The sequence below is a fragment of the Mannheimia sp. ZY171111 genome, assembly GCF_017750945.1.
GTDB lineage: Bacteria > Pseudomonadota > Gammaproteobacteria > Enterobacterales > Pasteurellaceae > Mannheimia > Mannheimia pernigra.
Genome location: NZ_CP046532.1, coordinates 25,701 through 39,421, shown reverse-complemented (window position 1 = coordinate 39,421; position 13,721 = coordinate 25,701). Strand labels below are relative to the sequence as shown.

Here is a 13,721-nt window from a genome sequence, read left to right as displayed (position 1 = left end):
CTAGCACGTTTTTATTTTAATTAAGAGGTCTTTATGGATTCTATTATTCTATTTTTTGAAGGTGTTTTAACTTGGATAGTCAATACAATTGACGGCCCACTTTGGGATATTACTATCATATTATTACTCGGTGCTGGCATGTTTTTTACTATCACGACAGGCTTTGTGCAGTTTCGTCTTTTTCCCCAAAGTTTGAGTGAAATGTGGGGAGGACGTTCTACCTCAGGTCAAGCACTCTCGCCATTTCAAGCCTTTACAACAGGCTTAGCAAGTCGTGTTGGCGTTGGTAATATAGGTGGTGTGGCAACAGCGATTGCTCTTGGCGGACCAGGTGCGGTGTTCTGGATGTGGATAACGGCATTAATGGGTATGAGTTCAGCTTTTGCTGAGTCCTCTTTAGCTCAATTATATAAAACCAAAGATCCAAATGGTATGTTCCGTGGTGGTCCTGCTTACTATATTACACGGGGGTTAAAACTGCCTTCATTGGCGATTGCTTTTGCCATCACCTTAATATTTACCTTCGGTTTTGCATTTAATGCAGTACAATCCAATTCAATTGTGGAAGCAACTAAAAATGCGTGGGATTGGGATCCTTCTTATGTAGGGCTTGCTTTAGTTGTTATCACAGGCGTGATTATTTCAGGTGGAGTAAAACGTATTGGTAAATTTTCTGCTCAAGTTGTACCAATGATGGCATTATTTTACTTGATTATTGCTGTGATTATTTTAGGCATGAATATTGAAAAAGTACCGCAGATAATCACGTTGATTATTGAAAGTGCGTTTGACTTCTCGGCAGTAGCTGGCGGGATGTTTGGTGCGCTGGTGTCAAAAACGATGCTAATGGGAATTAAGCGTGGTTTGTTCTCAAATGAAGCAGGGATGGGGTCTGCACCAAACTCAGCAGCGACGTCTGATGCAAAACACCCAGCAAGTCAGGGGTTGATACAAATGTTAGGTGTATTTGTGGATACTATCGTGGTTTGTACTTGTACGGCGGTCATTATCTTAATGTCGGATAACTATGGTGGCGAAAGTTTGAGAGGTATATCACTTACCCAAACAGCGTTACAATTCCACTTAGGCGAGTTTGGACTACATTTCTTAGCCTTTATAATTTTGCTATTTTGTTTTACTTCAATTATCGGTAATTACGCTTATGCGGAAACTAATATTCGCTATATTAAAAATAATGTCTGGTTTGTCTGGGGTTTCCGTGCTGTTGTGCTGTTCTTTGTTTACTTTGGTGCGGTGAGAGATGGTGGTATTGTATGGGCGTTTGCAGATACGGTAATGGCATCAATGGCAGTTATCAATCTAGTGGCAATTTTAATTCTTGCTCCGATTGTATGGATTATTATGAAAGACTATATCCGCCAGCTCAAAGAAGGCAAAGAGCCAGTGTTTAAAATTGAGGAGCACCAAGTACTTATTCAAAAAGGTGTTGATCCATTAATTTGGAAGTCAAAAGAGTAATTTAAGTGCAAAAAACAAGCGGTCTAATTTGCAAAAAAATGTGTAAATTAGACCGCTTGAGTTTTTGGGGCAAATCACCATTCGCCCTAAATTCCTATAGCAAAACTCCCCCAAGTTTGCCCAGTCGAACTCTTGACTTTACCCCCCTTAATCAAAGACAAAGTAGAGCAATTTAAACAATTTGCGACAGAGGCGAACAATAAAATTATTTTAGAAGCCACCTTACAAGAGCGACAAGAAAAACATGAGCTTTTGCGTGAGCGTGTGCGTTTTATGCGAAATCTTGATTATATTGAGAAAACAGTACAGGTTCAAAATACTCGTGAAGAGGATAGTCGTATTCAGCGTAATATTGAGAGACAACAATACAATATTCAATCTCATTTAGCTGCGATGGTGGTATTACAACAACGTTTTGATAAAGTGGAAGCGTTTTTCCAATCGGAAGAATATAAAGAAATTGAGAGGGAAATGGACGCTTTTGTTTCTGAAAACTCTGAGCTTTCGGAAATTTGGAATAAAGTTAAACCCACACCGACTAAGATAGCTATTGCTCAAAAAATTCGTAAAGAAATTGAAAACGCTAATCCTCCCATAAAAGGTGGGGTTGAATTTGTTGAAGATATAGCAAATCTTCAAGAGAAAATACAGCAGGTAATGCAGGATAGTAGTTTGAGTGAGAAGGAAAAGCTCAATAAAATTTTTGAACTTCACGTTGAAGAAATGGAAAGAGTGGAAAAATTCCAGAAGGAAAACAAAGATAAGTTACCCCCGATTTTGGTCGACTTAATGAAAGACTATGCCAAATCAATAGGCAAAGACAAATTAACAGCGGAAGATTTATCGGAGCTTCTTGCCAATATTAAAAGTGGTAAAATAACTCTTGATGATTTAAAAGGTAAAGTCTTTTATTTAGATGCTTATATTGCCGAAGCAAATATTAATGAAACAATCCAAAAACGTAAAGAATTGCAAGCAAAAATCGCCACCTATAAAGAAAGTGAAGTCCCCGCCCATTTAAAAGGTCAGCTTAATAATTTAATTTACACTGAAATCACCGTAGGGGTAACAAATCATATTCTTGCAAAACAAAAAGATGATGAAAATCTCAAAGGGTATCAAATCAAAATCAGCAGTTTTGGCTCCGATATGGGGGTGATTTCCTTAAAATCCAAAGATGACGGACAAGTTATGTTGGATTTTACCGAAGCGATGTTGAAAGTGGGGTTGAAAAATTTAACCTCAGAAAATAAAACAGACATTAACTCGATTGACGACTTCTTAAAAGATTTCACCAATACCAATACAAAATTTACTATTGTTAATGAAGAAGAGGGAAATGAGGCAAAATTTAACGGTATTAATGAGCAATATGCAAAGTTAAGAGCATTGGTGAGCTATAAATTAGAAAACCAGGATAATGCTGAATTAATGAAAGTGTTAAAAGAGCATATTGATGCGATGAGAAAAACATTGATTTCCGCTTATGTTAACGATCCTCATATTAAAATGAATCAAGAAGAAGCTGAGCGTTTTATAACTCGTATGACCGAAGATGAAATTATGGCGAATAACGCTTATAGTGCATACAATAATGTTTATAAAAAAGAAGAAGTTAATCAATTAACGCCCTATTCTTTGGGGGTTGTTTTACAGAAAATGAAAAACAAAGAGCCTGTTAGCGAGGAAGAAAAACAGTTCGCCCTAGATGAATTATCTAAACAAGGAAAACCGTTAGGGGAAATTAAAGAAGAATATCCTCAATTAGATAGGCTCGTCGCAAAAGAACACGAAGCGGTCGCATTAGGTAAAGAAAATGCCAATGAGCAAATGAAAGAGGCTCAAATAAAAGAAGAAGATTTTTCATTTAAAGCATAAAAAATGGCGGGTTTCCCGCCATTTTGTTATTCTTCATAAAGTTTTAAATTGTCTAAAATTTGGGAAGAAAAGTTGATTTCTTCTCTTAATTGTTTAAATTCAGGCGTACCTTTAATTTTCATTAAGTAATCCCAAAATTGATATTTCACCGCTCGCTGAATGTTTTTAATTTTAGCACCATATTGGAAAAGCATATAAGGGTTGTAACCGTCCAAATAGATGGTTTTACGCATTGGCTTTAATTCTTGTAAACCCTCAATAAAGACTTTCGTCATCTTAATAATATCGCTTTCAGATTTAGTCTCTTGTTTTAAGAATTTATTTAATGCTATTTCAACGTTAGTATCTGCACCTGATGCCTTCCTAACAAATTTCCATTGGGTAGTTAAAATCGCTTTTCGCTCACCATTGACGATTTCATATTTGGTTTTACCGTCGTTAGGAAACGCAGGTGCTTTCACCGTAATTTTCCCAAATTCAGGGTCGATAAACGTATCGCCAATTTTAGCGTGTGGGGTGGTGGCTAATGCAAGTAGTGCAATCGTAATTAGTTTTTTCATAATGGGCTCCTGTTTTGGTCGTTTATACCCCCAGGGCTTATTCTTAGTAAGGCTTGGAGGGATATAGGTGTGATTGTTTTGATTAATGGTTTTGAGCGTTATTCTTAAATAGATTAATTAAGGTTGCAGCGAAATAGTTGGCAATAAAAGAAATAGCTGGTATTAAAATGGTGATTGATTTAATAAGTATAAGTTTATCATTACTTATGTTTTGTAGGTTTTTTACCATTTCTTCCGTTTCTTTATGTATCTCTATAAAGGATAAAGATAAGGCAGTAATTGAAATTAAAAATAAGTAATAAAGCAATATACAGTTTTTTCCAAAAAACTGCCTAATGCTCAAAAATAGTGCGGAAAATAAAATGGACAAAGATAGAAATATAGGTGGAATATATAGCGTTATATATGATTTTATGTTTCCATTATTAAATGTATCAATATCTATATAGATAATGTTGAGTACATTAACATCGCTATTGATGTTTTTAAGTAAAAAGCAGTTATAAGCGATAAGAGCAAGGAGTAGAATTATAGTTAAAACGAACAATATGTTCGCAGGTGCTTGAGTGCTATTCTGATTTTGGGGATGTGACATAAGCTTTTCCTTATTGGTTAGTAAAAATTCCTCTTCATTTTATATTGTTTTTTTTTTATGCAATATGCGATGATGATTTAATCAGAGGAAAGACGGAATGAGGATAGGAAATGCGAGAAACGGTGGTGTTAGTGTGTTTTATTGGGCTGTATTTTTTGAATATGGGGAATGAGGTTGGATTGTTGATGGTTTAGTTGCGGGGCGAATATGATTCGCCCCTACGGTGATATTATTAACCCAAAATCTTACGAAGAGCAGAGCCGATTTCTGCGAGGCTTCTCACGGTAGTTACACCAGCATCTTCCAATGCTTTGAACTTCTCATCTGCTGTGCCTTTTCCGCCGCTGATAATTGCCCCGGCGTGCCCCATTCGTTTGCCTTTTGGTGCTGTTACCCCTGCGATGTAGCTTACCACCGGTTTGGTGACGTTCGCTTTGATAAAGGCTGCCGCCTCTTCTTCTGCAGAACCGCCGATTTCGCCAATCATCACAATGGCATCGGTTTCAGGATCTTCTTGGAACATCTTTAAGATATCAATAAAGTTAGCGCCTGGAATAGGATCGCCGCCGATACCAACACAAGTAGATTGCCCAAAGCCCTCGTCAGTCGTTTGTTTAACGGCTTCATAAGTGAGCGTGCCAGAACGAGAAACAATACCAATGTTTCCTTTTTTATGAATATTGCCTGGCATAATCCCAATTTTACATTCATCAGGCGTAATCACACCTGGGCAATTTGGGCCGATCATTGTTACGCCAGTTTGTGCTAAACGTTGTTTAACTTGAAGCATATCTAGTGTCGGGATGCCTTCGGTAATACAAACAATAAGCTGAATACCTGCATCAATAGCTTCTAAAATCGCATCTTTACAGCCAGGCGCGGGAACGTAGATGACGGTTGCGGTTGCACCTGTGGCTTCTACCGCTTCACGCACGGTATTAAAAACAGGTAAGCCTAAATGTGTTGTGCCCCCTTTATTAGGCGAAACACCTCCAACTAACTGTGTGCCGTATGCGAGAGCTTGTTCACTGTGAAATGTGCCTTGTCCGCCTGTAAAACCTTGACAAATTACTTTTGTTTTTTTATCAATTAAAATCGACATTTTTCCTCCTAATTTGCAGATTTTACCGCTAATTCAGCCGCTTCTTTTAGTGATGAGGCTGCTAAAATACTTAATCCACTATTGGCTAATATTTCACGACCTTGTGTTGCGTTGGTACCTTCCAAACGTACAATAACAGGCACATTTACACCCACCTCATTTACGGCGGCAATGACTCCTTCAGCAATTAAATCACAACGTACAATACCACCGAAGATATTGACTAAAACGGTTTTCACATTTGGATCAGATAAAATCAGCTTAAATGCTGCCGCTACACGCTCTTTGGTTGCACCGCCGCCTACATCTAAGAAGTTAGCCGGTTTGCCACCATAGAGTTTTACAATATCCATCGTCCCCATTGCAAGCCCTGCACCGTTTACCATACAGCCAATATTACCATCTAATGCGACATAATTTAGGCTCCATTTTTCGGCTTCCGCTTCACGCTCATCATCTTGTGAGAGATCTTGCAATGCTTTTAGATCTGGGTGGCGATAAAGTGCGTTGCTATCAATCGTGATTTTTGCATCTAAACAGAGCAGTTTTCCTTCTTTGGTTACTACAAGTGGATTGACTTCTAATAAGGCGACGTCTTTATCTATGAATAATTTAGCCAGTTTTACAAAAATATCAGCGAATTGTTTAACTTCATCGCCTTTTAAGCCTAATTTGAAAGCAAGTTCACGCCCTTGATAAGCTTGACCACCTGTTAGTGGATCGATAGTCACTTTGTGAATTAACTCAGGTGTTTTTTCAGCCACTTCTTCAATATTCATACCACCCGCACTTGATGCCATAAATACCACTTTTTGTGCAGAGCGATCTAACACCGCCCCTAAATAGAGTTCACGGTCAATATTGCAAGTTTCTTCTACATAAATAGCGTTAACAGGTTGCCCGTTAGCATCTGTTTGGAAGGTAACTAAGCGTTTTCCTAACCATTGTTCAGAGAAGGCTTTCGCTTCATCAACATTGCGAACTAATTTTACCCCACCTGCCTTGCCTCTGCCCCCTGCGTGAACTTGGCATTTTACCGCCCACTGTTCGCCCTTTAGTTGTTTTATTGCTTCAACGGTTTCATCTGCTGAAAAGCAAGTGATACCTTCACTTACAGGCAGTCCATACTGCTTAAATATTTGTTTTGCTTGATACTCGTGTAGATTCATAGAGTTTCCTCATCGTGTTATGTTACTTTGCTTTGTGCAAAGAAAAGTAACCAAAAGAAAGCAGACCTTGCTTCGCCACTTTGTTTGCTTGACGCAAAAAGTAGAGCGTTTATCCGATTTTGTTAATTTTGATTAAAAATAGACCGCTTGTAGCGAACTACAAGCGGTCAAATTTATTAGATTTCTAGTAATAAGCGAGTTGGATCTTCCAGTAATTCTTTTACTGTGACTAAGAAACCAACAGACTCTTTGCCATCAATTAAGCGGTGATCGTAGCTTAAAGCCAAGTACATCATCGGGCGGATTACTACTTGTCCGTCAATCGCTACTGGGCGATCTTTAATTGCGTGCATACCTAAAATCGCACTTTGTGGTGGATTGATAATTGGGGTAGACATTAATGAGCCAAACACACCTCCATTGGTAATGGTGAAGTTACCGCCAGTTAAGTCTTCAACCGTTAATTTGCCATCACGCCCTTTTTCCGCAAGCTCTTTAATTTTCTTCTCAATGTCAGCCATACTCATTTTGTCACAATCCCGTAGCACGGGCGTTACTAGCCCACGAGGCGTTGACACTGCAATGCTGATATCAAAGTAGTTATGGTAAACCACATCATCACCATCAATAGAGGCATTGATTTCAGGGTAACGTTTAAGTGCTTCAACGACCGCTTTAATGTAGAACGACATAAAGCCTAAGCGTACACTATGTTGTTTTTCAAATTTTTCGCCATAGGTTTTACGCAAGTTCATAATTGGTTGCATATCTAACTCGTTGAAGGTGGTGAGCATTGCGGTTGTATTTTTTGCCTCAAGTAAACGTTCCGCAATACGTTTGCGTAACCGAGTCATTGGTACACGTTTTTCACTGCGGCTGCTGAAAGCAACCGTGCTGACGGTATTTTGATTCGTTGCTGATTCTTTTACTTGGTTGAGTTGAACGCGTTTGGCAATCTCTTTTTCAATGTCTTCACGAGTAATTCTTCCGCCTACGCCACTGCCTTGAATATCGGTTGCTTGTAAATCGTGTTCAGCTAATAAACGACGGATAGCAGGGCCTTGATCATCAGCGTTTGCGTGACTATTTTCAATAGCGGCATATTTACGATCTGATGGGGTTGCTTCCGTCTTTTGCTCAATGGTGGCTGAGCTAATATCACCTGCTTGAGCCGTCCCTAATTTTCCTAAAATTTGTTTTGAAATAACGGTTGCACCTTGTTGTTGGGTTATTTCAATCAGTACGCCGTCATTGGTAGCGGGTACTTCTAAAACGACTTTATCTGTTTCGATTTCGACTAGAATTTCATCACGTTTTACGCTGTCTCCCACTTTTTTATGCCATATAGCTACGCTTGCATCTGCGACAGATTCAGGAAGGTCTGGAGTTAAAATTTCGATTGTCATTTTATAATCCTTTTTCTTTAGAGGGTATGTAATCTACCTTATAATCAAATGTGTAAATTTTTGTTGAAAATTAACCGCTTGTAGGCGTATTTTATGCGACATTTTCATTTGATTAAGCTATCGTTAAAGCATCTTCAACAAGTTGTTTTTGCTGTTTTGCGTGCAGTGACGGATAGCCAACCGCTGGAGAAGCTGAAGCCGCTCTGCCTGCGTAAGTTAATTTTGCACCTTCTGGAATAGAGGCCTCAAAATTATGCTTACTGCAATACCACGCACCTTGATTTAATGGCTCTTCTTGACACCAGACAAAATCTTTTATGTGTGCATAAGGTTCAAGAGTTTGTTTCATTTCTTCAAGTGGGAATGGGTAGAGTTGTTCAATTCGAATAATCGCAACATCTGTTTGGTTATTCTCACGGCGTTTTTCAATTAAGTCATAATAGACTTTACCCGAACACATCACCACACGTTTAACTTGTTTCGGTTCGATGTTATCAATCTCGCCAATCACATTTTGGAATGAGCCATTAATCAGTTCATCAAGTGACGATACTGCAAGTGGGTGGCGTAACAAGGATTTAGGTGTAATGGCAACCAACGGACGACGCATTTTGCGAATTGCTTGGCGGCGTAGCATATGGTAAACCTGAGCGGGTGTTGATGGCACACAAACTTGGATATTTTGTTGTGCACAAAGTTGTAAATAACGCTCAATACGAGCAGAAGAATGCTCAGGTCCTTGACCTTCATAACCATGCGGAAGAAGCATCACTAAACCACACATTCTTCCCCATTTTTGTTCACCAGAGCTGATGAATTGGTCGATAACAATTTGTGCACCATTTGCAAAATCACCAAATTGAGCTTCCCAAATTGTTAAGGTTTTCGGATCGGTTGTCGCAAAACCATATTCAAAAGCAAGAACCGCTTCTTCAGAAAGCACCGAATCCCACACTTGGAAACGCCCTTGATTTGCATGTAACTGTGTTAATGGAACATAACCTGTACCATCTTGTTGATTATGGATTACTGCGTGGCGGTGGAAGAATGTGCCACGCCCAGCATCTTCACCAGAAAGGCGAACGTGTGAGCCTTCATCAAGTAAAGTAGCATACGCCATTGTTTCTGCCATTCCCCAGTCGAATAGTTTTTTGCCTTCGTACATTTCTTTACGATCAGCGTAGATTTTTTCAACACGGGAGTGGGCTTTTAATGATTCGGGATACTCACATACTCGTTTAGCAATCGTTAAGAAACGCGCTTTAGGAAATTTACTTTCGTATTGTGCTGTCCAATCATAGTTGAGATATTGTAACCAATCTACGGCAGCCATATCCATTTCACGCCATTCAGGCACTACGCGTTCACCATTATCTAAGGCATCACGATAAAGATTTAACATTTCAATTTCTTGATCGCTGGTTAATACCCCTTCGGCGATTAAACGATCAGCGTAAACTTTACGCGGTGTGGGGTGTTTTTTTATAATGCCATACATCATTGGTTGAGTGGCTAGTGGCTCATCTGCTTCATTATGGCCGTGACGGCGATATGAAATTAAATCAATGAAAATATCACGTTTAAATTTAGTACGATATTCCACCGCCATTCTTGCTGCGAATGCAACCGCTTCTGGGTCATCTCCATTTACATGAATGATGGGGGCTTGAATCATTTTAGCGATATCAGTACAAAATTCTGTTGAGCGAGTATCGCTTGGATTAGACGTAGTAAAGCCGATTTGATTATTAATCACTATGCGAATAGTGCCGCCTACTTTATAACCACGGGCATTCGCCATATTTAAGGTCTCTTGAACAACACCTTGTCCTGCAACTGCAGAATCACCGTGAACAGTAATTGCTAATACTTTTTCGTGCTCGGTATCACGTATACGCTCTTGTCTTGCACGAACAGAACCGATTACTACAGGACTTACGATCTCCAAATGTGATGGGTTGAACGCTAAGGTGAGGTGAACGTTTTTATCATCTACAGCAAAATTTGAAGAGAAACCTTGATGGTACTTCACATCGCCAGTACGGCTCTCATCAGTGTGTTTACCTGCAAATTCATCAAATAATTCTGCAGGGCGTTTACCAAATACGTTCACTAACATATTTAAACGACCACGATGAGCCATACCTACAACGACATCTGTCATTCCTTGGCGAGAGGCGTGGCGAATGATCTCTTTCATCATTGGAATAAAGGCATCACTTCCTTCTAAAGAGAAGCGCTTAGCTCCAGGGAATTTCGCCCCTAAGTAACGTTCTAAGCCATCTGCTGCGGTTAATTCACTTAATAAATTCAGTTTTTCTTTTTTTGTGGAAAGAGGTTTATTTAATACGCTCTCCATTTTTGTTTGTAGCCAGTTACGTTGTTCAATATCTTGAACGTGCATAAATTCTAAGCCAATTGAGCCTAAATAAGTTTCTTTTAACGCATCATTGAGTTCGCTTAGTTTCATTGTATCTTTATCATACACATAGCGACCAACAGTAAAGGTTTCATTGAGTTCTTCATCTGTGAATCCGTGATACTTGTAATCCAATTCAGGCACACTAGAGGTTTTCCAGCGATAATAGCCAAGTGGATCGAGTTTGGCTTCTAAATAACCACGAAAGCGGTGGGCATTAATCCATTGCAGTAAACGAACTTGCTTCGCACCAGCTTCTGGATCAATAACTGTTACAGATTGAGGTTGTTGTTCGCGTACTAATTTACGGAAGTAGTCACGCACTTTAGAATGAGGCTGTTCAATATGAGGAATGTTGGGAAATGAGTCAAAAATGCATCTCCAGCTTTCATCAACGCTTGCTGGATTTTCTAAATACTGTTCATAAATTTCTTCGACATAAGATTGGTTTGTGCCACCTAGAGGCGATGAAGTAATCCAATCATCAAAATTTTTATATTGCATAAAGACCTAACCTAATTTTAGCGTGTTGAATCATAGTGCTATTATACTTGAAATAAAGTAAATAAAATGTGATATAAGTCTGATTTTTATATAATTGTTGATTTATAAGCGGTTATTTTTAGCAAAAATTTTACAAATACTAAACAGAATAAAACTTTAATATTTACACTGACATTCGTCTAAACAAACATCGCCGTGTAGATTATGGTGGTGATTATGGCTGTGTGAATAAAATGCGACATTTCGAGCAAATTGATCGCCAAAGAAATGAATGAAACTAGGATCATGAGTAATCACTTCTGGTGTGCCTTGGCAGCAGATGTGTTTATTCACGCAAAGTACTTCATCCGTATTTGCCATTACAATATTTAAATCGTGCGAAACTATTAAAATAGCACAATTTAGCCAAGAGCGGGTCTGATTTAATAGTTGATAGAGTTCAGTTTGCCCTGTAATATCTACCCCTTGCATTGGCTCATCTAATACTAATAATTGAGGTTTATTTAAGATAGCTCGGGCAAGTAAAACACGTTGTAGCTCTCCGCCAGACAATTTCTGCATACTGTTTTGCGCTAAATGGTGGATAGCAAACATAGACAATGCTTCTTCAATCATCGCTTTATTAGTATGCGGTTTGAGACCAAGAAAATGACTCACCGTTATAGGCATAGACGGATCTAAATGCAGTTTTTGTGGCACATAGCCAATTTTTAAGTCTTTATGGTGAACGACTTTGCCTTTAGTTGGGGTAATTAATTTTAGCAATACTTTGAGTAAGGTTGATTTACCGCCGCCATTTGGTCCAACAATTGTTGTAATGGAGTTAGGGTAAATAGATAAATTGATATTGTGTAAAGCTTTCTGATTGTTAAATACGACCTCTATATCATGTAATGAGACCAAAGGCTGATGTTGTTTAGTTAAGGCAATTTTTGTGGCATTTAGGCTGGGTATTAGTTGATTAATTTTCATTACGATAAAAAATTTAAGGACACTGAAATAAAAGTAGCGGATTTTTTACTTGATGACAATAGAATAAATGAATTTTTTCTTAGTAAGATAGTCTATTAGGAAATTATGTAAATTTTAGTAAATAATTTAATAAAGAGAGAGATAGTTTGCAGTATGTAATTTTAGCAAGAGATCGTAAACAGCGTAAGAAACACTTAAAAATAATGGTTTTTTTATTAGCTGTCTTTAGTTTGCTTGTTGGTATTGTTCTCACATTAAAAGAACAATCTGCAATAAGTAAGAACGCTACACAAGAAAATCTAGTAGTTTTGTCCCATCAAGATGAACTACATACCAATATTACTCCGCAAAAGGGTAATATTTTCATTCAGCATATTACAAATTTAATAACCCAATCTACTCTTTCTATAGAGGGAAAGGATTTTCTTGTTGAAGACCAAGCCGCGACTTCTTATGAAGATGGCTTGACAAATGAAGATGATGAAGTTGAAAAGCTTATTGATACAGCAGAACTTCCTACGGAAGCAGAAAAAGTATTAGAAGATATTGTTGATGTGGCAGATCAGGCATTAAGAATTCAAAATCAATTTAGTTATACGGTGGCAGTAGGTGATAAACTAAGACATGTATTAGAGCAATCAGGGCTGGATGCTTCAGTTGCCAGCGATTTGATTAAACAATATTCATCATTAGCTCAATTAGAATCAGGACAACAATTTTACTGGGTGTTGGATAAAGACGGCGAGTTGGAATATCTAAACTGGTTAGTTTCAGAGAAAGAAGAGCGTGTTTATGAACGGCAAGCAAATGGCAAATTTACTTATCAAAAATTTAATAAAAAAGGTGAATGGAAGCAAGATGTTGTACGTGGCACGATTCAAAATAGTTTCACGGCTAGTTTGAAAGCAGTAGGGCTTTCTGGTCGTCAAATTAACCAATTAGCGGTTGGATTACAATCACAGATTGCGACGAATAAACTGAAAAAAAAGGATAAATTTGCTATTTTAATTAAGCGTGAATATATAAACGGAAAAGTAACCGATTTAGGTAATGTAGAAGGTATCCTCGTAATTAGTGGCAAAAAAAGTTATTATGCAATCCAAGCGGATAATGGACGATATTATAGTCGCTATGGTGAAACGTTAAGTGGTGGATTTGCTCGACATCCATTATTATATGCAGCAAGAGTGACTTCTTCATTTAACCTAACACGTAGACATCCAATCACTCGCCTTATTAGTCCGCATAAAGGGGTAGATTATGGTATTCCAATAGGTACACCAATTATTGCACCTAGTGATGGAGTAGTTGAGCGTGTAGCATATCAAGCCAGAGGAGCAGGACGTTATATCAAAATTAAACACGGCCATATTTCCACTGTTTATATGCACTTAAGTAAAGCGTTGGTAAAGCCAGGGCAAAGAGTGAAAAAAGGTGAGCGTATAGCTTTATCTGGCAATTCAGGAGGTTCCACAGGACCTCATTTACACTATGAGTTTCATATTAATGGGCGACCCGTCAATCCAATGACGGTAAAATTACCAGGGTCAAGTTTAGGTATGAGCAACAAAGAACGCCAAGCATTCTTAAATAAAGCCAAGAATGTGATAGCAAAACTAAAAATGTAAGGACATCTA

General features: G+C 38.3%; 10 protein-coding genes. 3 read left to right on the top strand and 7 right to left on the bottom strand.

Going from position 1 to position 13,721, the window contains the following annotated elements; genetic code table 11:
* Positions 1–33 precede the first annotated feature (33 nt).
* Both GM698_RS00195 and GM698_RS00190 read left to right on the top strand, forming a co-directional pair.
* On the top strand, positions 34–1,479 hold the full coding sequence (locus GM698_RS00195; RefSeq protein WP_209289442.1) for a sodium:alanine symporter family protein: 1,446 nt from the start codon (positions 34–36) through the stop codon (positions 1,477–1,479).
* A gap of 132 nt (positions 1,480–1,611) precedes the next feature.
* Positions 1,612–3,357 (top strand): hypothetical protein, encoded by a 1,746-nt coding sequence (locus GM698_RS00190; RefSeq protein WP_209289441.1) that lies wholly within the window; start codon positions 1,612–1,614, stop codon positions 3,355–3,357.
* Positions 3,358–3,383: 26 nt separating this feature from the next.
* Here the strand turns inward: GM698_RS00190 and GM698_RS00185 are convergent, their stop codons facing one another.
* The 7 genes from GM698_RS00185 to znuC form a co-directional block, all read right to left on the bottom strand.
* Entirely contained in the window at positions 3,384–3,917 is a 534-nt protein-coding gene (locus tag GM698_RS00185) for a hypothetical protein (protein WP_209289440.1), read from the bottom strand.
* An 82-nt stretch (positions 3,918–3,999) separates the two neighbouring features.
* The gene (locus GM698_RS00180; RefSeq protein ID WP_209289439.1) at positions 4,000–4,512 is read right to left on the bottom strand and encodes a hypothetical protein; all 513 of its coding nucleotides are present in this window, start codon (positions 4,510–4,512) and stop codon (positions 4,000–4,002) included.
* A gap of 232 nt (positions 4,513–4,744) precedes the next feature.
* Positions 4,745–5,614, bottom strand: a complete 870-nt coding sequence (gene sucD, locus GM698_RS00175) for a succinate--CoA ligase subunit alpha (protein ID WP_209289438.1) — start codon at positions 5,612–5,614, stop codon at positions 4,745–4,747.
* A gap of 8 nt (positions 5,615–5,622) precedes the next feature.
* Positions 5,623–6,783 carry an ADP-forming succinate--CoA ligase subunit beta gene (gene sucC / locus GM698_RS00170; protein ID WP_176809944.1) on the bottom strand — a complete coding sequence of 387 codons (1,161 nt, stop codon included), beginning with the start codon at positions 6,781–6,783 and terminating at the stop codon, positions 5,623–5,625.
* Positions 6,784–6,959: 176 nt separating this feature from the next.
* Positions 6,960–8,189: a 2-oxoglutarate dehydrogenase complex dihydrolipoyllysine-residue succinyltransferase gene (gene odhB / locus GM698_RS00165; RefSeq protein WP_209289437.1), complete on the bottom strand. Its 1,230-nt coding sequence runs from the start codon at positions 8,187–8,189 to the stop codon at positions 6,960–6,962.
* A 112-nt stretch (positions 8,190–8,301) separates the two neighbouring features.
* The gene (sucA, locus tag GM698_RS00160; protein WP_209289436.1) at positions 8,302–11,112 is read right to left on the bottom strand and encodes a 2-oxoglutarate dehydrogenase E1 component; all 2,811 of its coding nucleotides are present in this window, start codon (positions 11,110–11,112) and stop codon (positions 8,302–8,304) included.
* 156 nt (positions 11,113–11,268) lie between these two features.
* Positions 11,269–12,084, bottom strand: a complete 816-nt coding sequence (znuC, locus tag GM698_RS00155; RefSeq protein WP_176808387.1) for a zinc ABC transporter ATP-binding protein ZnuC — start codon at positions 12,082–12,084, stop codon at positions 11,269–11,271.
* A 146-nt stretch (positions 12,085–12,230) separates the two neighbouring features.
* Between znuC and mepM the strand changes: the two genes are divergently transcribed.
* Positions 12,231–13,712, top strand: a complete 1,482-nt coding sequence (gene mepM / locus GM698_RS00150) for a murein DD-endopeptidase MepM (protein ID WP_245189274.1) — start codon at positions 12,231–12,233, stop codon at positions 13,710–13,712.
* The last annotated feature ends 9 nt before the right edge of the window (positions 13,713–13,721 follow it).

Coding starts and splice junctions, on each gene's coding strand:
- GM698_RS00195 (WP_209289442.1), top strand. CDS start 34: ATGGATTCTATTATTCTATTTTTTGAAGGTGTTTTAACTTGGATAGTC.
- sucD (WP_209289438.1), bottom strand. CDS start 5,614: ATGTCGATTTTAATTGATAAAAAAACAAAAGTAATTTGTCAAGGTTTT.
- GM698_RS00180 (WP_209289439.1), bottom strand. CDS start 4,512: ATGTCACATCCCCAAAATCAGAATAGCACTCAAGCACCTGCGAACATA.
- odhB (WP_209289437.1), bottom strand. CDS start 8,189: ATGACAATCGAAATTTTAACTCCAGACCTTCCTGAATCTGTCGCAGAT.
- GM698_RS00185 (WP_209289440.1), bottom strand. CDS start 3,917: ATGAAAAAACTAATTACGATTGCACTACTTGCATTAGCCACCACCCCA.
- znuC (WP_176808387.1), bottom strand. CDS start 12,084: ATGAAAATTAATCAACTAATACCCAGCCTAAATGCCACAAAAATTGCC.
- sucC (WP_176809944.1), bottom strand. CDS start 6,783: ATGAATCTACACGAGTATCAAGCAAAACAAATATTTAAGCAGTATGGA.
- sucA (WP_209289436.1), bottom strand. CDS start 11,112: ATGCAATATAAAAATTTTGATGATTGGATTACTTCATCGCCTCTAGGT.